Here is a 17,973-nt window from a genome sequence, read left to right as displayed (position 1 = left end):
TTAGCGGCTTTTTTTTGTTTATAATGCCGAAACTAGAATAATCGACCAGAAGCCCTTCATGTTACCCCAGCTTTCACATCAACAAACCCTGGAACCCGTCTATCTTGCGTTTCTCGATGCCTTGTCCCATTGCGGTTTTCAGGGCGACATAGACAAACGCTACAGTGCCCGTCTGGTGCAGGCCACTGACAATTCGGTATACCAATTTTTGCCCCAGGCAGTGTTGTATCCCAGGAGCACGGCCGATGTGCAAAAGGTGATGCAGCTGGCGGCACAGGAGCAATTCCGAGAAGTGGTATTCAGCCCCCGGGGCGGCGGTACTGGTACCAATGGCCAGTCCTTGACCCATGGGCTTATCCTGGATTTGTCCCGTTACATGAACCGGGTGCTGGAAATCAATGCCGAGGAAGGTTGGGCCCGGGTTGAGGCCGGTTTGGTGAAAGATGCCTTCAACGACGCCTTAAGACCCCACGGCTTCTTTTTCAGCCCGGATCTTTCCACCTCTAACCGCGCCACAGTGGGCGGCATGATCAATACCGACGCCTCCGGTGCCGGCTCCCTGGTGTATGGCAAGACTTCCGATCATGTGCTGGGTCTTAAAAGCGTGCTGGTGGACGGCACTGTGCTCGATACCATGCCCCTGTCTGCCGAGGCGATTGATTCAGCAGGCCTGCACTCCAAGGTGGCGGCGGTATGCCGTGACAAACGTGAGCTTATCCTGAAGCGTTTTCCGCGCCTTAACCGGTTTCTGACCGGTTACGATCTTGAGCATGTCTGGGACGATAACTTAAGCAAGTTTGACCTGAGCCGCATTCTTACCGGCTCAGAAGGCACCCTGGCGGTGATCACCGAGGCCAAACTCAACCTGACTCCGCTGCCAAAGCGCCGTGCCATGGTCAATATCAAGTACGACTCCTTCGAGTCGGCGCTGCGGCACGCCCCGGCTTTGGTGCAGGCCAAGGCAACCGTGGTGGAGACAGTGGATTCCAAGGTATTGAACCTGGCCCGCGAAGACATAGTCTGGCACTCGGTGAAAGATCTTATCCAGGATGTGCCGGGCAAGATTATCGAAGGCCTCAACATGGTGGAGTTCGCCGGTGGAGACCATGAGGTCAGCGCCAAGGTGGCGGCGTTGGAAGCTGTGCTCAGCGCTCAGATAGCATCTAACGAGTGTGGGCTGATGGGTTTTCAGACCACCCATGACAAGGACAGCATAGAGAAAATTTACGCCATGCGTAAAAAGGCCGTGGGCCTGCTGGGCGCCACCAAGGGCAGTCGCAAGCCCATCGCCTTTGCCGAAGACACTGCGGTACCGCCCGAGCAGCTGGCCGACTTCATCATGGAGTTTCGCGCCCTGCTCGACAGCCACAAGTTGCAGTACGGCATGTTTGGCCATGTGGATGCCGGTGTGCTGCATGTGCGCCCGGCGCTGGACATGTGCGATCCCGCCGATGAAAAGTTGCTCCGCACCGTGTCGGATCAAGTGGCCGCCCTGACCCTGAAGTACGGCGGCCTGATGTGGGGCGAGCATGGCAAGGGCGTGCGCGGTGAATATGGTCCGGCGGTGTTTGGTGAAGAACTTTACGGCGTGCTGCAGGACATCAAGAGCTGGTTTGATCCCGACAATCGCCTCAATCCAGGCAAGCTGGTGGCCCCAAGGGACAAGGGCCCACTCTGTTATGACGTTGACAGCACCAAGCGCGGCAGTTTTGACCGGCAAATCCCCGTCAAGGTACGGGAGTCCTTCCCCGATGTGATGAACTGTAACGGCAATGGCTTGTGCTTTAACTACAGCACGGCATCGCCCATGTGTCCGTCGTTCAAGGTGACCGGCGATCGCATCATGTCGCCCAAGGGCCGCTCATCCTTGATGCGCGAGTGGCTGAGGTTGCTGGAGGCCGAAGGGGTCGATGTGCTTGAACTGGCCAAAGCCAAGCCACTGGGCTTGCTGCAACGGGCCCAGAACAGCCTCAAGGCCAAGGACGAGTACGACTATTCCCACGAGGTGATGGAATCGCTCCAGGGCTGTCTTGCGTGCAAGGCCTGCTCCAGTCAGTGTCCGGTGAAGGTGGATGTGCCGAAATTCCGCGCCCAGTTCTTCAATATTTACTACCAACGTTACCTGAGGCCGCCAAAAGACTATCTGGTGGCCGGTATCGAGGATTCGGTGCAGTTGCTGGCCAGGGCACCAAGGCTTGCCAATGCCGTGACCCACAACGGCCTGAGCAAGTGGGTGATTAAAAAGGCCCTGGGTTATGTGGACTCCCCCAAGCTGTCGGTGCCGACGCTGAAAGAGCGCCTCGATGGCCATGCCAGCCGGGGTTATGATTTACAAGCGCTCAAGGCCATACCCCAAGAGGAGCGCAGTCGCTATGTGCTTCTGGTACAGGATCCTTTCAACAGCTTCTATGATGCCAAGGTCGTTTACCGCATGGTGCAGCTGGTGGAGCAGTTGGGACTGAAACCCGTGTTGCTGCCCTTCAAGCCTAATGGTAAACCGGCACACATCAAGGGCTTCCTCGATAAATTTGCCGCCCAGGCGGCGGACAGTGCAGCCTTCTTAAACGAGTTGCATCAATTGGCTATGCCCATGGTGGGGATAGATCCCGCCCTGGTACTGGTATACCGGGATGAATACCGTGAGGCCCTGGGTGACAGGCGCGGTGACTTTAATGTCCTGCTGGTGAATGAGTGGTTGGTTAAAGTGTTGCCGTCACTTCCTTCACGAACCGGGTGCAAGCACAGTTACACCTGGTTCAGCCATTGCACCGAGGCGACCGCCAGACCCGGCACCGCCAAGGAGTGGCAGCAGATATTTGCCCAGCTCGGCGCCAAGCTGGAGGCTGTCAACCTGGGTTGCTGTGGTATGGCGGGCACCTATGGCCACGAACTGGACAATCAGCAGGGCTCTCGTATGCTTTATGGTATGTCCTGGGAAGCGCAGGTGGCTCAGCGGCCACAGATGCAGATCCTGGTGTCCGGCTATTCCTGCCGCACCCAGGTGCAACGCTTCTCGGGTTTCAAGCCGCGCCATCCTCTGGAGGCGGTGCTGGAGCTGTTGCAAACACAGGAGTGAGGGCCATGAGTGACAATGAATTGGAACGCCTGCTGGGAGAACTGCATCTGGGTTCGGACATGGATGAAGCAAAGGCGCTTTGTCAGGACGAGCCCTTGTTTCATATCGATTCCGAGGGTATGTGGCATTATCGCGATGCACCCTTGCCGGAGAAGTTCGCCCGGTTGTTCGCCACTGTGCTGGTGAAAACCCCCGACGGCTATGAGTTGCGAACACCGGCGGAAAGGCTCCCGGTCAGTGTTGCTCTGTATCCTGTGCTGGTGTTTGATTTTTGCCTGTTGGCTGATGGTCATTATTTGCTTAATTCGGTGGTGGGTGAGGATTATAAAGTGCCGGAGACAGCCATACAGATGAAGGATAAAGGGGTTGAAATTCATCTGGAAAACGGTGTGGTTGCCGGTATGACCCGGGCTTGCTTCTACCGTTATGCGGATATGATACTGGTCGATTAAGCCGCCTCGGGCGGCTTTTTTATGGACAGGCCTGCTAGTTTATTGTGCTTTAGGTGGTAGTATTAAAAGGACAGGAAGTTGCCCGAAGCCAGGATGGCGGAAGTTGCAGTTGTCAGTGGGGGTGACGTTTGAATCGTCAGGAAAGCCTGGGCTATCTTATCTCGCATCTGAATGTAGCCATAGCCAATGATCTGGATGCACGCCTTAAGCGCTACGACTTGGATATAAAGTTGTGGCCTGTGTTGTTTGCACTTTGGCAGGAAGAGGGCATCACCCAGACCGAGCTTTCCCGGCGTTGTGACGTGGCCAATTACACCATGACCCGCTTGCTGGATCAGTTGCAGGTGGCCGGACTTATCACCCGACATCAGGAAGCGGATAATCGCCGCGCATTCCAAATCTTTTTGACCGATAACGCCAAGGCGCTGGAGCAGGACCTTATCCGGGAAGCCGAGCGGGTCAATGAAGCCTTTCTCTCTATTCTCGATACCGATGAGCAGCAGCAGCTGATGGCACTGCTGTGCAAGATAAACCGCTTTTAAGTCTTATAGGCCTCCGCGGGTTGGCTCATGGTTCACATCTGAACCGTGATAGCCTCAGTTCAGAAAAACCTCAGTTCAGAACAACAGCAGGTCAGAACAACAGCAGGTCAGAACTGCGGTCAGAACAATAGCAGGTCAGAATAACAGCAGGGCCACCAACACCAGGCTGCAGCACATGATCATGCCTTGCTGGACCATGCGCTGGCTCTGGATCAGGTTTTGTTTGCCTTGTTTCAGGCTGGCAACCAATTCATTGCGCTTGTAGATGCGGCACATGAGCTCTTCGGTTTGTGGGTCAATAAGTAGTTGAAATTTGCAGGGATTACCGTCACCCAAAGGCACGGCATGTTCGCTTTGTTGGCCAAAGTTGAGTTTGCTGGACACCATTTGACCGTCAACAAAAACCCGTTCCAGTCCACACCAGTTGCTGGCCTGCAACTCGACCCTGTGCTGATTCAGATCATATTTGAAACTGACCATGGCTCTGTCCTTGAAAGGGGAACGAGTGACTAATTCAAGCAGAGTGAGGGGGGCTTTTCCACGTCAAATTGATGAAATTTGTGTGTCGGTAAGCTATCTGACTGTTGACGTTGGGAATAAATTTTTTCGTCTAAAAAATGGAAAAAGGGAAGTGTTTGGACACTTCCCTTTTTGCTGCAATCCGACTATGACAGCGGACTAAACTCAGGCTTTGGCGCCGTCAATGATGGCTTTGGCCATCTCATCGGCCACTTCACCCGTGGTGCGATTTTGCTCGTCAGCCTTGGCAAAAATGGTCAGCAGGGTGTTGTAGATCTGCTCAACCTTGGCGGTGGACTTGGCCGCATCGTAATCTTTTTCGAAAGAGACGTTGATGATGCCGCCGGCGTTAATCACATAGTCAGGCGCATAGAGTATGCCCATCTCTTTCAGTTGTTTGCCATGACGTGGCTCTGCCAGCTGGTTGTTGGCACAACCGGCGACTATGGAAGCTTTCAGCAACGGCAGGGTGGCATCGTTCAGAGTGGCACCCAAGGCGCAAGGTGCATAAACGTCAACGTCCTGAACATAGATATCCTGAGGGGCAACGACCGTGGCGCCAAATTCGCTGGCAACGCGATCCAAAGAAGCCTGATGGATATCGGTCACCACCAGTTCGGCACCTTCTTCATGCAGGTGCTTGCACAGGTAGTAGCCCACATGGCCAACACCCTGTACGGCAATTTTCAGGCCCTTGAGGCTGTCCAGACCACGCTGATGCTTAACGGCAGCCTTGATACCCAGATAAGTGCCCAGAGCGGTGAATGGAGAAGGATCGCCACTCTTGCCTTCAAGACCGGCCATGTAAGGCGTTTCCTGATGGGCAATCATGATGTCGGCTGTGGTGGTGCCCACATCTTCGGCTGAGTAGTATTTGCCACCCAGGGTATTGATGAAACGGCCGAAGGCGCGGAACAGTTTTTCCCTGTCCTGGGTCTTGGGATCGGCAATGATCACTGACTTTCCACCACCCATTTCCAGACCGGCCAGGGCGTTTTTGTAGGTCATGCCACGGGACAGGCGCAGAACGTCGGTCAGTGCTTCATCATCCGAGTGGTAATTCCACATACGGCAGCCACCGACGGCTGGACCGAGGTTGGTGTTGTGGATGGCGATAATGGCCTTTAAGCCACTTTCTTTGTCATGACAGAAAACAACCTGTTCATGTTCGTCATAAGATACATGATTGAATACAGCCACGTGGAGATCTCCGCTATGCGCTTAAAAATACCGCAGGCCAGGGGCCCGCGGTCGACTTGTTATATTTATTGCAGAACGATAGCATTTAGCGCTACTCTCGACCAAGCCTGAATGCGGATTAATTGTGATCGACATGGCAATTTTGCTTTCCACTTTACGTCAACGTAAGCTTTGGCTGGAGTGAGGATGAAACTGTCAGCAAGACAATGAACAGATAGTAGATATAATCCGCAGCATAACAATAAGATAGGAAAGAAGTATGACTGAACAAGCTGTAGAGCCACAAGTCAATAACACTCAGATGGATGCTGAAGCCATGCGTCAGGAGTGGGTCCGGGCTCATTTTCAAAAGGCCAACCGTTTCCTGGCCGAGAAGGGCATATTGCCCGGCAAGGTGCTGGTGGATGAATGCCGTTACCTGCCTCCCTACGTTGCAGTGTGGAAGATGGAAGCCCAAAAGCCTGCCAAACAGACCTTCTGGGTCATGTCGGGCGATCTGCCCACCGATTATGTGGATGTCAAAGTCGCGGGCACCGCGCGCGAGGCCATGCGTCATTTCTCCATGATGTGGCAGCTGAAGGCTGAAAATCTCATTAAGTCAGGTGCGGTTAAAGACCCCACCCAGGCCAAGTTTGCCAATCTGTTGATCTCCCGAGCCCAAAGCCTGTATCAGATGCAGGCCGACGAGAAACTCTGGGGCTAAGTGTGGCTTGAGCCCAGTCGATTAAGGCTTGCTCAAATAGAAAAGGCACCTCAGGGTGCCTTTTTTAATGGGTGTGGCCTGGGCTTATTCACCCAGGTACCAGTAGCCTTTTTCCAGCATGGTCAACCAGAAGTTTTGCCAGCAGGGCTTGGCCAGCAGGGGGGCCACAGCGCCGGCATCCAGGCAAGTGGCATTGGCAACCAGAGATAACTCGTCAGGGCTGGCCTCGGTTATTGGCAAGCTTTCACCGGCAATAAACAGACGGGCCTCGGGATCCGCTTCCATTCGCAACACTTTCAAGCCGCCAATGCGCACCAGATTGGCGCCATCGTCGAGCGCGTCGGTCAGCTCGGTCAGATCCATCGCCGATTCGTTTTCGCAGATATCGAGTTCAAAGCGGTTTTGACTGAGCAACTTGCCAAGCACAGGTATGTACTGGGACGGCGTATTTGCCAGCTCGGCCAACAGGGCCATGATCCCAGTCTGTTCGCTGCAGGATACCAGGCCTTGGCTGCCGGCTTCACTGCTGCTGATAAAACGCTGCTGCCCCTGATTGGTATCGATAAGGAAATCTGCCAATTCACTTACCAGCTCCTGCTGACTCGGTGCCCGAAATCCCATGGAATAGGACAGGGCCAGACTCAGGGTTTCGCCCTGATGAGGGAATCCCGGAGGAATATAGAGCACATCCCCGGCCTCCAGCACCACGTCAATGATGGGTTCAAAGTCTTCAATCAGCGGTGATTCGGGATTATTGCCACGGCGCGCGTACTGGCCTTTGGGACCCACGGTCCAGCGACGGCGGCCTTCACCCTGGATAATGAACACATCGTAGTTGTCTATATGGGGACCTACGCCGCCCTGGGGCGTGGCAAAGGACACCATCAGATCATCAAAACGCCAGTCGGGCAGAAAGCGAAAGGCTTCCACCAGCGGCTGGGCGTCGGGGTACCAGTGATTTACCGCCTGTACCAGCAGTTGCCAGTGGCTCTCACCGTAGGCGTCGTAGTCTTCAAAGGGGCCGGATATCACTTCCCAGTCATTGCCCTTGGTGACCACTATGCGTGAAGAAACTTCCTCTTCGCAGGCCAGACCCGCCAGTTCATCGGCGGCGATGGGGTCGACGAAGTCCACAAAGGCGCGGGGGAAAACCTTGGGTTGCTGTTGCCAGACATCCCGCAGGAATTCGGCTTTATCTATATTCAACTGATACATGGTGGAAGGTCCATAAGCGGGTAATGACAGGGTGAAAAAAGGCGGTACTGGAAACCAGTGCCGCCTCTTGTGACCGGAACTCGTGTTACTTGAGGTCGTCTACGAAGGCTTCGGCGCGGCCGATATAGTTGGCCGGGGTCAGCAGTTTCAACTCTGCCTTGACCGCTTGTGGCAGTTCCAGGTTATCGATGAACTGGGCCAATTGGGCTGCATCGATGCGCTTACCACGGGTCAACTCCTTGAGCTTCTCGTAGGGCTTTTCGATACCATAGCGACGCATCACCGTCTGTACCGGCTCGGCCAGCACTTCCCAGTTGTTATCCAGTTCCTTGGCCAGGCTGGCTTCGTTGACTTCCAGCTTGCTGATCCCCTTAAGGGTTGCCTGGAAGGCGATGATGCTGTGGGCAATACCCACACCCAGGGTGCGCAGTACTGTGGAGTCGGTCAGGTCGCGCTGCCAGCGGGAAACCGGCAGTTTGGACGCCAGATGCTGCATCAGAGCGTTGGCAATCCCCAGGTTGCCTTCGGAGTTTTCGAAGTCGATGGGGTTAACCTTGTGCGGCATGGTGGACGAACCTATTTCACCGGCCACTGTCTTTTGCTTGAAGTGACCCAGTGCTATGTAGCCCCAGATATCACGATCGAAGTCGATGATGATGGTGTTGAAGCGGGCCAGGGCATCAAACAGCTCGGCAATGTAATCGTGGGGTTCGATCTGGGTGGTGTAGGGGTTCCAATTCAGGCCCAGGCTGGTGACAAAGCGCTGTGACAGCGCGTGCCAATCCACTTCGGGATAGGCCGACAGGTGAGCGTTGTAGTTACCCACGGCACCGTTGATCTTGCCCATGATTTCCACGGCCTGGATCTGCTTGAGCTGGCGCTCAAGGCGCACCACCACGTTGGCCATCTCTTTACCGAGCGTGGTAGGGGAGGCTGGCTGACCATGGGTACGTGACATCATGGGCACGCTCTTGTTGGCCTTGGCCAGCGCCTTGATGGCATCAATCAGCTTTTGGCAATAAGGCACTATAACCTGCTCACGGGCTTCCTTGAGCATCAGACCGTGGGACAGGTTGTTGATGTCTTCGGAGGTACAGGCAAAGTGTACGAATTCATCAATGGCGACCAGCTCGGCATTGCCGGCAATCTTTTCCTTGATGAAGTACTCGACCGCCTTCACATCGTGGTTGGTGGTGCTTTCAATGGTTTTCACCCGCAGGGCATCGGCTTCGTTGAACTTGTCCTTGATGCCATCGAGCAGCGCCAGGGCGTCCTCGCTGAAGGGCGGGACTTCTTCAATTTCTGGACAGCTGGAAAGCAGCTTGAGCCAGTTGATTTCGACCTGAACACGATACTTGGTAAGACCGTACTCGCTGAAAATCCCACGGAGTTCGACAGTTTTGCTGCCATAACGGCCGTCTACCGGAGAGATAGCAGTCAGTGCGGAAAGATCCATTGTAAGCTCCTTGATGAACTTGCTTTATTGTTTATAGGGTAAGCTGTTTAAAAATTTAGATTTTTTCTGGCGACATCCACTATTGCCTTACGGGCAAACACCAGATGACGGCGTTTGCCGCCGAGCTGGCGCCACAACACGGCGCTGCGCATGGCAGCCAATAACAGGGCGCGGATTTTCTGCTGCACCTGGGGCCGTTGCAATACCAAGGGGTTGCCTGTGATCTGCAGTTTGGGCCCAAGATTGCTGATGATGTCGCTGTAAATACTGGCCAGATTGGCGATGACCTGCTCATCGGTAATGGCAAAGTGATTGAGCTGGCGATGAATTTGATTGATGCGCTCCGCAAGCATGCCCAGGGCCTGACGATTGCGGCTCAGCTTGCGCTCCAGGGCCAGCAAGCCCACCAGGTAGCGGGTAATTTCCACGTCTTTGTCGCTGCCGTCACCGAGCTGATTGATAATCCACTTATAGCCGCTGTGCAGCTGCTGCTTATCCTGATACACATCGTCCGGCTGATCCGGATTGGTCACCAGGATGGTGTTCAGACTGGCGGCCATGGCGTCTTTGTCGCCGTCACCATGGCGGGCCAGGTATTGTACCTGGGCCAGTGCCTGCAATATGCCGGCAAAGGCCATGGTTCTTGCTTCCAAAGCTGCTGCAGACACGGCGTTACTCCTTGATAAGACTGTCGATAATGCCGCCACCGAGGCACACTTCGCCGTCGTAAAAGACCGCGGATTGCCCCGGGGTAACCGCAGCTACGGCTTCATCAAAGATGACGCGGATAAGGCCGTCGGCAACATGTTCGACACGGCAACCTATGTCCTGCTGGCGATAACGGGTCTTGACCGTGATGGCCGCGCCATCGGCGGGACCGACTCTGTCTACCCAGTGCAACTGATTGACCATCATGCCGACCGACATCAGCCTTGGGTGGTGACCGCCCTGGGCGACCACCAGTACATTGCGCTCTATGTCCTTGTCGACCACATACCAGGGATCGTCATTGGCGTTTTTCATGCCGCCTATGCCCAGACCCTTGCGTTGACCCAGGGTGTGATACATCAGACCTTCGTGACGGCCGACCACTTCACCCTCGGGAGTTTCAATGTCACCGGGCTGCGCTGGCAGGTAGGTGGCGAGAAAATCCTTGAACTTGCGTTCGCCGATAAAACAGATGCCTGTGCTGTCTTTCTTGTCATGGGTGATCAGTCCCTGTTCCTCCGCGATGCGGCGCACCTCGGGTTTTTCCAGTTCGCCGACCGGAAACAGGCTGCGGGCCACCTGCTCGTGACTCAGGGTATAAAGGAAGTAACTCTGATCTTTGTTGCCATCGATACCGCGCAGCATTTCGGTCTTGTCACCTGTGTCGCGGCGGCGCACGTAGTGGCCCATGGCGATGTAATCGGCGTCGAGGATCTCGTCCGCGAATTCCAGGAAGGCTTTGAACTTGATTTCCTTGTTGCACATGATGTCCGGATTCGGGGTCCGGCCGGCCTTGTATTCGGCGAGGAAATACTCGAACACATTGTCCCAGTACTCGGCGGCAAAGTTGACCGTGTGCAGTTTGATCCCCAGTTTGTCGCACACCGCCTGGGCATCTTTGAGATCCTCGGCGGCGGCACAGTATTCGTTGGTATCGTCTTCTTCCCAGTTTTTCATGAACAAGCCTTCCACCTGGTAACCCTGCTGCAGCAGCAGGTAAGCGGATACGGAGGAGTCCACGCCGCCGGACATGCCGACGATGACTTTTTTGGCAGAAGAAGGGCTAGTTGACGTCATACTTTCCTGAAAACCATAAAAACTGTTGGATGGTGCACGGCCCCAGAGGCGCTATCGGCATTAATCTGCCGGCTCTGAGCTTAGCTCTTAACTTTAGCTCTTAACCTTATCTCAACTTAGTGGCCGTTTGTGCGGGGCCGTATTCTAGCACGCCTTGGCCTCAGCGGCTATCGCCAGCATGCTGCTGTCCAGCAGATCAAGGCTGAAGCGTTTGCCGGCCAGGTAATCCTCAATACATTTGCGAACCAAGGGGCTGCGAAGGGCGAGGGGGCTGTTATCCAGCTGCGCCGGACTCAGCCAGTGCAGGTCCTTGATGACCTTATCCTGGGGGCGGCCCGTAAGGGGCGCCGGCAATTGGCAATAAAAGGTGAATCGCAGAAACGCCAGCTCAGGTGAGGCGCTGAACTGATAAATACCCACCAATCCCTGCGGCATTAATTGCAGACCGGTTTCTTCCAGTACCTCGCGGCTGCAGGCCTGCAACAGGCTTTCACCGGCTTCCAGATGCCCCGCCGGTTGGTTGAGGGTGGCGTGACCGTCGATAGTTTCTTCCACGAACAAAAACTGTCCCGCAGCCTCGATAACGCAGGCCACTGTGACATTGGGTCTGTATCTGTCCATTAGCTGTTCCTCCCGCCTGTGGCAGCCTTTTCCAAGCGGGCCAATTCTTCCGGGCTCAGCAGTCGGTATTCGCCGCTGGCCAAATCCCCCAGACAAAATTCGCCTATTTGCCAGCGGATTAACCTCAGGGTTGGGTAACCCACATGGGCTGTCATGCGTCTGACCTGACGGTTGCGACCTTCACAGATCTGAATTTCCAGCCAGCTGTCGGGCACAGATTGCCGCTCCCGTATGGGCGGATTACGGGGCCAGACATCGGGGGCCGCCATGGGGCGCACCCTGGCGGGCGCCGTCATGCCATCTTTAAGCTCCACCCCCTGTTGCAGGGCGTTAATGGCGGCGGCATCGGGAATGCCTTCCACCTGCACCCAGTAGGTTTTCCAGGTTTTGCGCTTGGGCTCGGTCAGCCTGGATTGCAGGGCGCCATTGTTGGTCAGCAGCAACAAGCCTTCGCTGTCCCTGTCGAGCCGACCGGCGGCATAGACATCGCTGATGGGGATAAAGTCCTTCAGGGTTTGACGACCATCTTCATCGGTAAACTGGCACAGCACATCGAAAGGCTTATTGAACAGTACCACCTGGGTCGGCCCCTTTGGTTTGGACTTAGGCTTTTGCGTAGGTGTGGCCCGGGGGTTGGCCTTGGGCACAGCTTTGGGCTTTGACCGCCCGGAAAGGGGGCGGGGAGCGGTGGCGGTACTTTTATTGCCGCGGGTGCTGCGGTCACTTCTGGCCCTTGGGGTGGAAGTCGGCTTTGGCACTGAAATTTCCGGTTTGTTTGCAGATCTGTACAGTCTACTTGGCATTCGCCGTTAGTGGAATTTGAATATTGGCGTGGATGCACTATGATGTCCGCCATTAAAATGCCGTGGCCCAAGGGGAAGCGGGGACGATTATCGGGCCTCGAATACCGCAAGGTTTGGCGGCGATGGGACTGGCAGCCCACCAGGAAAATGCGGCGCCGTTCCGGACAGAATAAAAATAATAATTCTTATTTTACAATAATGTAGGAAATAAAATGAAAGATAATTCTCCAACGATTATTTACACCGAAACCGATGAAGCACCGGCACTGGCAACCCTGTCACTGCTGCCCATCATTCAGGCGTTTGCCAAGCCTGCGGGAGTGAAAATCGAGACCCGTGATATCTCTCTGTCCGGCCGCGTTATCGCTGCATTTCCCGAAAAGCTGACCGATGCCCAGCGCATTGGTGATCACCTGGCTGAGCTGGGTGAGCTGGCGACCCAACCCGAAGCCAACATCATCAAGCTGCCCAATATTTCGGCTTCCATTCCACAGCTCAAGGCCTGTATCAAGGAATTGCAGGCCAAGGGTTACGATATTCCCAATTATCCTGATGAGCCGAAGAATGACGAAGAAAAAGCCATTCAGGCCCGTTATGACAAGATCAAAGGCAGTGCGGTAAACCCCGTGTTGCGTGAAGGCAACTCTGACCGCCGTGCGCCTCTGTCCGTTAAAAACTATGCCCGCAAGAATCCACACTCCATGGGTAAGTGGAGCAAGGATTCCCAATCCCATGTGTCTCACATGAGCGAAGGTGATTTCTACGGCTCAGAGCAATCTGTCACCCTGGACGCGGCCGATGCGGTTAATATAGTGCTGACCAACAAGGCCGGCGAAGCCAAGGTGCTCAAGCAAGGTCTGAAACTGCAGGCCGGTGAAATTATCGACTCTGCTGTGATGAGCAAGAAGGCTCTGGTGGCCTTCTATGAGCGCGAAATCAACGCGGCCAAAGATCAAAACGTACTGCTGTCATTGCACCTCAAGGCCACCATGATGAAGGTATCTGACCCCATCATGTTCGGTCACGCGGTTAAGGCCTTCTTCAAACCTCTGTTTGACAAGCACGGCGAGCTGTTTGCCCGCCTGGGCGTGGACGTGAACAACGGTTTCGGTGACGTGGTTGCCAAGCTGCAATCCCTGCCTGAAGCCGAGCGCGCCGCCATTGAAGCCGACATCAAGGCCATCTATGCCGAGCGTCCTGCCATGGCCATGGTGAACTCCGACAAGGGCATCACCAACCTGCACGTGCCAAGCGATGTGATCATCGACGCCTCCATGCCTGCCGCCATCCGTTCTTCAGGCCAGATGTGGGGCCCTGACGGTCAACTGCACGACACCAAGTTTATGATCCCCGATCGTTGCTATGCCGGTGTTTACAACGAAACCATCAATTTCTGTAAAGAGCATGGTGCGTTCGATCCTACCACCATGGGCAGCGTGCCAAACGTGGGTCTGATGGCCCAGAAAGCCGAAGAATACGGCAGCCATGACAAGACCTTTGAAGTGGCCGAAGAAGGCGAAATCACTGTGGTCAACAGCGCAGGTACAGTGCTGATGCGCCATCAGGTGGAAGCCGGTGACATCTTCCGTATGTGTCAGGTGAAAGATGCCCCTATCCAGGATTGGGTCAAGCTGGCCGTCAAGCGTGCCCGTCTGTCCAATACTCCAGCGGTATTCTGGCTCGACAAGAACCGTGCCCACGATGCCCAGCTGATCAAGAAGGTGGAAGCCTACCTGCCGCAGCATGACACCAGTGGTCTGGAAATCCATATTATGTCTCCCGAAGAAGCGACCCGTTTCTCTCTGGCGCGCATGAAAGACGGTAAAGACACCATCTCGGTAACAGGTAACGTACTGCGTGATTACCTGACCGATCTGTTCCCTATTCTGGAACTGGGCACCAGTGCCAAGATGCTGTCAATTGTGCCGCTGATGAACGGTGGCGGTCTGTTTGAGACAGGTGCCGGTGGCAGTGCGCCCAAGCACGTGGAGCAAGTAGAGCAGGAAAACTACCTGCGTTGGGATTCACTGGGTGAATTCCTGGCCCTGGCGGCTTCCTTTGAGCATTTGGCGCAAACCGCCGGCGTGCCCAAGGCGCAGGTACTGGCCGATACCCTGGATGCTGCCATTGGCAAGTTCCTCGACGAGAACAAGTCACCGGCCCGCCGTGTGGGTCAGATTGACAACCGTGGTTCGCACTTCTATCTGGCCATGTACTGGGCCCAGGCTCTGGCTGCCCAGACCCAGGACGCCGAACTGGCGGCTTACTTCAAGACCCTGGCCGATGGCCTCAGCGCCAACGAAGCCAAGATAGTGTCCGAGCTGAACGGTGCCCAGGGTGTGGCAGTGGATCTGGGCGGTTACTATCGTCTGGATGCCGACAAGGCCAGCCAGGTGATGCGCCCAAGCGCCACCCTCAATCAATTCATCAATGCTTGATGTTGACTGAATAAAAAACGGGAGCTCAGGCTCCCGTTTTTTATGGGTTCAGGTAAAGGCTGGGCAAATAAAAAGGCAGCTTTTAGCTGCCTTTTTGGTTTCCTGTCAGCAAAATATCATTTTGCCGGCGAAATCGCTGAAGCGTGCATCCCTTTAGGGCCCTGTTCCACTTCGAACTGGACTGGTTGGCCTGCTTTTAGAGTTCGATAGCCTTCCATTTCGATAGTTGAATAGTGCGCAAAAACGTCCTCACCACCTTCATCAGGGCAGATAAACCCGAATCCTTTGGCGTTGTTGAACCATTTAACAGTTCCGCTTGCCATACTTCCACTTCCTTCTGTTGTCTACTTCCCAGTAAGATAGTAAAACCTGATTGAGCAGGGTCCGTATCTCCGCTCGATGAACAGAATGAAAGCAGCACTTGTGGATGTCAAGCGAAAATTAACAAAGAAGCAACATCTGCGTAAATTCGCGGTATCATTTGGTACTGCCAAATCCGAGAGGCTAAAATTGCTATTATGGCGAAAGCAGGAAATATCGAGCGCGTGGTCGAACGCGCTGACACCGAACTGATGCCACCCCCCATGTATAAGGTAATCCTCAATAATGACGATTACACCCCCATGGATTTTGTGGTAGAAGTACTTCAACTGTTCTTCAGAATGAATGAGCATCAAGCCACGGAAGTCATGTTGCAAATCCATCATCAGGGGAAAGCGGTGTGTGGTGTGTTTCCCTTTGGCATAGCTGAAACCAAGGTAGTGCAGGTGAACCAGTTTGCCAGACAAAATCAACATCCATTGCTGTGTTCACTGGAAAAAGCCTAACCCGAGTAGCTAGTTATTGCGCATGTGTCGTATTTTGAGGGGGTGCCTATGCTGAACAAAGATCTCGAAGTGACCTTAAATCTGGCGTTTCAGCAAGCCAGGGACGCCCGTCATGAGTACATGACGGTTGAACACCTGCTGTTGGCGTTGATAGACAACCCTGCCGCCCAGGCAGCATTGCTGGCCTGTGGTGCCGATATAGATAAACTCAGGGATGAAGTGGCGAGCTTCATCCAACAGACCACCCCACTAATCACAGATCCCGACGATGACAGGGAAACCCAGCCAACCCTGGGTTTTCAACGGGTATTGCAGCGGGCCGTATTCCATGTGCAGTCATCCGGTCGCAATGAGGTGACGGGGGCCAACGTCCTGGTGGCGATTTTCAGTGAACAGGAATCCCAGGCCGTGTACTTGCTCAGGCGCAGTGACATCACTCGCCTGGACGTGGTGAATTATATCTCCCATGGCTTCTCCAAGAACGAGGATGCGCCGGCACCTCAGGAGCAGGAGCGCATTGAAGATCACAGCGAAGGCGAAGAGCAGAGCAGTATGCTGTCGCAATTTGCCAGCAATCTCAATCTGTTGGCAAGTCAGGGCAATATTGATCCCCTGATAGGACGACATGATGAGATAGAGCGCTCCATTCAGATCCTTTGCCGTCGTCGCAAAAACAATCCCCTGTTGGTGGGGGAGGCGGGCGTAGGTAAAACCGCCATTGCCGAAGGCCTGGCCTACCGGATAGTCAACAACGATGTGCCCGAGGTGATGCAGGAAGCCACTGTATATTCTCTGGATCTTGGCGCCCTGTTGGCCGGTACCAAGTATCGGGGGGATTTTGAAAAACGCTTCAAGAATTTGCTGAAAGAGCTGAGCAGCGACAAGCACGCGATACTGTTCATCGATGAAATTCATACCATCATAGGTGCCGGTGCGGCCTCAGGTGGTGTAATGGATGCATCCAATCTGCTTAAGCCCTTGTTATCCAGTGGCAATCTGCGCTGCATGGGCTCAACCACCTTCCAGGAATATCAGAGCATATTCGAGAAGGACAGAGCGCTGGCGCGCCGCTTCCAGAAAATCGATATCAACGAGCCCAGCGTGGCTGAAACCACCAAGATTTTGCAGGGCCTCAAGAGCAAGTACGAAGAGCACCATGGGGTGCGGTACACCCTGGCGGCCCTGAGTGCTGCCGCGGAGCTCAGTGCCAAGCACATCAATGACAGACACCTGCCGGACAAGGCCATAGACGTCATCGATGAAGCCGGCGCCAGAATGGCAATGCAGCCCCTGAGTAAGCGCAAGAAAACCATAGGTCAGGCGGAAATCGAGTCGATCATCGCCAAGATAGCCAGGATCCCGGAAAAATCGGTTTCCAGCAGTGACAGGGAAATGCTCAAGAACCTGGAACGTAACCTCAAGATGGTGGTTTTCGGCCAGGACAAGGCCATAGAAAGCCTGAGTGCCGCCATTCGCCTGTCCCGCAGTGGTTTGGGCACCGAAACCAAACCCGTCGGCAGCTTCCTGTTTGCCGGCCCCACAGGGGTGGGTAAAACCGAAGTCACCAATCAGTTGGCCAAGTGCCTGGGGCTTAAGCTGACCCGCTTCGATATGTCCGAGTACATGGAATCCCATACAGTGTCGCGCCTGATCGGTGCGCCTCCGGGATACGTGGGTTATGACCAGGGCGGTCTGCTGACCGATGCCGTCATCAAGCATCCACACAGTGTGGTATTGCTCGATGAGATAGAAAAGGCGCACCCGGATGTCTATAACCTGCTGCTGCAGGTGATGGATCACGGTACCCTGACCGACAACAATGGCCGCAAGGCGGACTTTCGCAATGTGACCCTGGTGATGACCACCAATGCCGGGGTACAGGAAACAGTGCGTAAATCCATTGGCTTCAAACAGCAGGATCACAGCCACGATGCCATGTCGGAAATCAACCGGGTCTTTTCACCCGAGTTCCGTAACCGGCTCGATTCCATCATCTGGTTCAACCATTTGGATATGACCATCATAGCCAAGGTGGTGGACAAGTTCCTGGTGGAATTGCAGGCACAATTGGACACCAAGCGCGTGACTCTGCATGTCAGCGACGAAGCCCGCACCCTGCTCGCCGAGAAGGGTTACGACAAGGCAATGGGTGCCAGACCCATGGCCCGGGTGGTGACCGAGCTTATCAAGCGGCCCCTGGCCGATGAGATACTGTTTGGTACCCTGGAGCAGGGCGGTATTGCCCATGTGGATGCCAAAGACGGTGAGATAGTGATCAGCACTGAGTGTGCCGAGAAGGTGACCTGACCCCGCTGTTTCAGGTAATTAAAAACCCG

16 protein-coding genes are annotated in these 17,973 nt (G+C 54.7%); 7 read left to right on the top strand and 9 right to left on the bottom strand.

Going from position 1 to position 17,973, the window contains the following annotated elements; all coding sequences use genetic code 11:
- Positions 1–58: 58 nt before the first annotated feature.
- The 3 genes from ydiJ (at position 59) to JYB84_RS10035 (ending at position 4,070) form a co-directional block, all read left to right on the top strand.
- Positions 59–3,076 (top strand): D-2-hydroxyglutarate dehydrogenase YdiJ, encoded by a 3,018-nt coding sequence (gene ydiJ, locus JYB84_RS10045; RefSeq protein ID WP_207319964.1) that lies wholly within the window; start codon positions 59–61, stop codon positions 3,074–3,076.
- Positions 3,077–3,081: 5 nt separating this feature from the next.
- Positions 3,082–3,528, top strand: coding sequence for a DUF1285 domain-containing protein (locus JYB84_RS10040; RefSeq protein WP_207319963.1), 447 nt, complete (start codon positions 3,082–3,084; stop codon positions 3,526–3,528).
- 128 nt (positions 3,529–3,656) lie between these two features.
- Positions 3,657–4,070 (top strand): MarR family winged helix-turn-helix transcriptional regulator, encoded by a 414-nt coding sequence (locus JYB84_RS10035; RefSeq protein ID WP_207319962.1) that lies wholly within the window; start codon positions 3,657–3,659, stop codon positions 4,068–4,070.
- A gap of 135 nt (positions 4,071–4,205) precedes the next feature.
- On the opposite strand, the gene JYB84_RS10030 is transcribed toward JYB84_RS10035, so the two are convergent.
- Positions 4,206–4,550: a hypothetical protein gene (locus tag JYB84_RS10030; RefSeq protein WP_207319961.1), complete on the bottom strand. Its 345-nt coding sequence runs from the start codon at positions 4,548–4,550 to the stop codon at positions 4,206–4,208.
- 204 nt (positions 4,551–4,754) lie between these two features.
- Positions 4,755–5,789: a Glu/Leu/Phe/Val dehydrogenase dimerization domain-containing protein gene (locus JYB84_RS10025; RefSeq protein WP_207319960.1), complete on the bottom strand. Its 1,035-nt coding sequence runs from the start codon at positions 5,787–5,789 to the stop codon at positions 4,755–4,757.
- 259 nt (positions 5,790–6,048) lie between these two features.
- Between JYB84_RS10025 and JYB84_RS10020 the strand changes: the two genes are divergently transcribed.
- Positions 6,049–6,492, top strand: a complete 444-nt coding sequence (locus JYB84_RS10020) for a DUF4826 family protein (protein ID WP_207319959.1) — start codon at positions 6,049–6,051, stop codon at positions 6,490–6,492.
- An 84-nt stretch (positions 6,493–6,576) separates the two neighbouring features.
- Here JYB84_RS10020 and JYB84_RS10015 read toward each other — a convergent pair whose 3' ends face one another.
- The 6 genes from JYB84_RS10015 to JYB84_RS09990 form a co-directional block, all read right to left on the bottom strand.
- Positions 6,577–7,707, bottom strand: a complete 1,131-nt coding sequence (locus JYB84_RS10015; protein ID WP_207319958.1) for a cupin domain-containing protein — start codon at positions 7,705–7,707, stop codon at positions 6,577–6,579.
- 85 nt (positions 7,708–7,792) lie between these two features.
- A complete protein-coding gene (gene purB, locus JYB84_RS10010) occupies positions 7,793–9,163 on the bottom strand; it encodes an adenylosuccinate lyase (RefSeq protein ID WP_207319957.1) in 1,371 nt (456 codons plus the stop codon).
- 47 nt (positions 9,164–9,210) lie between these two features.
- Positions 9,211–9,801 carry a high frequency lysogenization protein HflD gene (gene hflD / locus JYB84_RS10005; protein WP_207323178.1) on the bottom strand — a complete coding sequence of 197 codons (591 nt, stop codon included), beginning with the start codon at positions 9,799–9,801 and terminating at the stop codon, positions 9,211–9,213.
- Positions 9,802–9,835: 34 nt separating this feature from the next.
- Positions 9,836–10,948 carry a tRNA 2-thiouridine(34) synthase MnmA gene (mnmA, locus tag JYB84_RS10000; protein ID WP_207319956.1) on the bottom strand — a complete coding sequence of 371 codons (1,113 nt, stop codon included), beginning with the start codon at positions 10,946–10,948 and terminating at the stop codon, positions 9,836–9,838.
- 144 nt (positions 10,949–11,092) lie between these two features.
- Positions 11,093–11,569 (bottom strand): NUDIX hydrolase, encoded by a 477-nt coding sequence (locus JYB84_RS09995; RefSeq protein WP_207319955.1) that lies wholly within the window; start codon positions 11,567–11,569, stop codon positions 11,093–11,095.
- Positions 11,569–12,372: a pseudouridine synthase gene (locus JYB84_RS09990; protein WP_207319954.1), complete on the bottom strand. Its 804-nt coding sequence runs from the start codon at positions 12,370–12,372 to the stop codon at positions 11,569–11,571. Before JYB84_RS09990 ends, JYB84_RS09995 begins: the two co-directional genes overlap by 1 nt.
- A 212-nt stretch (positions 12,373–12,584) precedes the next feature.
- Between JYB84_RS09990 and JYB84_RS09985 the strand changes: the two genes are divergently transcribed.
- Positions 12,585–14,810 carry an NADP-dependent isocitrate dehydrogenase gene (locus tag JYB84_RS09985; RefSeq protein WP_207319953.1) on the top strand — a complete coding sequence of 742 codons (2,226 nt, stop codon included), beginning with the start codon at positions 12,585–12,587 and terminating at the stop codon, positions 14,808–14,810.
- 116 nt (positions 14,811–14,926) lie between these two features.
- On the opposite strand, the gene cspD is transcribed toward JYB84_RS09985, so the two are convergent.
- Complete coding sequence (gene cspD / locus JYB84_RS09980; RefSeq protein WP_207319952.1) at positions 14,927–15,133, bottom strand: cold shock domain-containing protein CspD; 207 nt, start codon at positions 15,131–15,133, stop codon at positions 14,927–14,929.
- Between the two features lie 195 nt (positions 15,134–15,328).
- Between cspD and clpS the strand changes: the two genes are divergently transcribed.
- On the top strand, positions 15,329–15,637 hold the full coding sequence (clpS, locus tag JYB84_RS09975) for an ATP-dependent Clp protease adapter ClpS (RefSeq protein WP_207319951.1): 309 nt from the start codon (positions 15,329–15,331) through the stop codon (positions 15,635–15,637).
- A 48-nt stretch (positions 15,638–15,685) separates the two neighbouring features.
- Positions 15,686–17,944: an ATP-dependent Clp protease ATP-binding subunit ClpA gene (clpA, locus tag JYB84_RS09970; protein WP_207319950.1), complete on the top strand. Its 2,259-nt coding sequence runs from the start codon at positions 15,686–15,688 to the stop codon at positions 17,942–17,944.
- The last annotated feature ends 29 nt before the right edge of the window (positions 17,945–17,973 follow it).

Origin of the sequence: Shewanella cyperi (assembly GCF_017354985.1) — a bacterium.
Classification (GTDB): Bacteria; Pseudomonadota; Gammaproteobacteria; order Enterobacterales; family Shewanellaceae; genus Shewanella; species Shewanella cyperi.
This window is presented reverse-complemented; position numbering and strand designations above follow the sequence as displayed.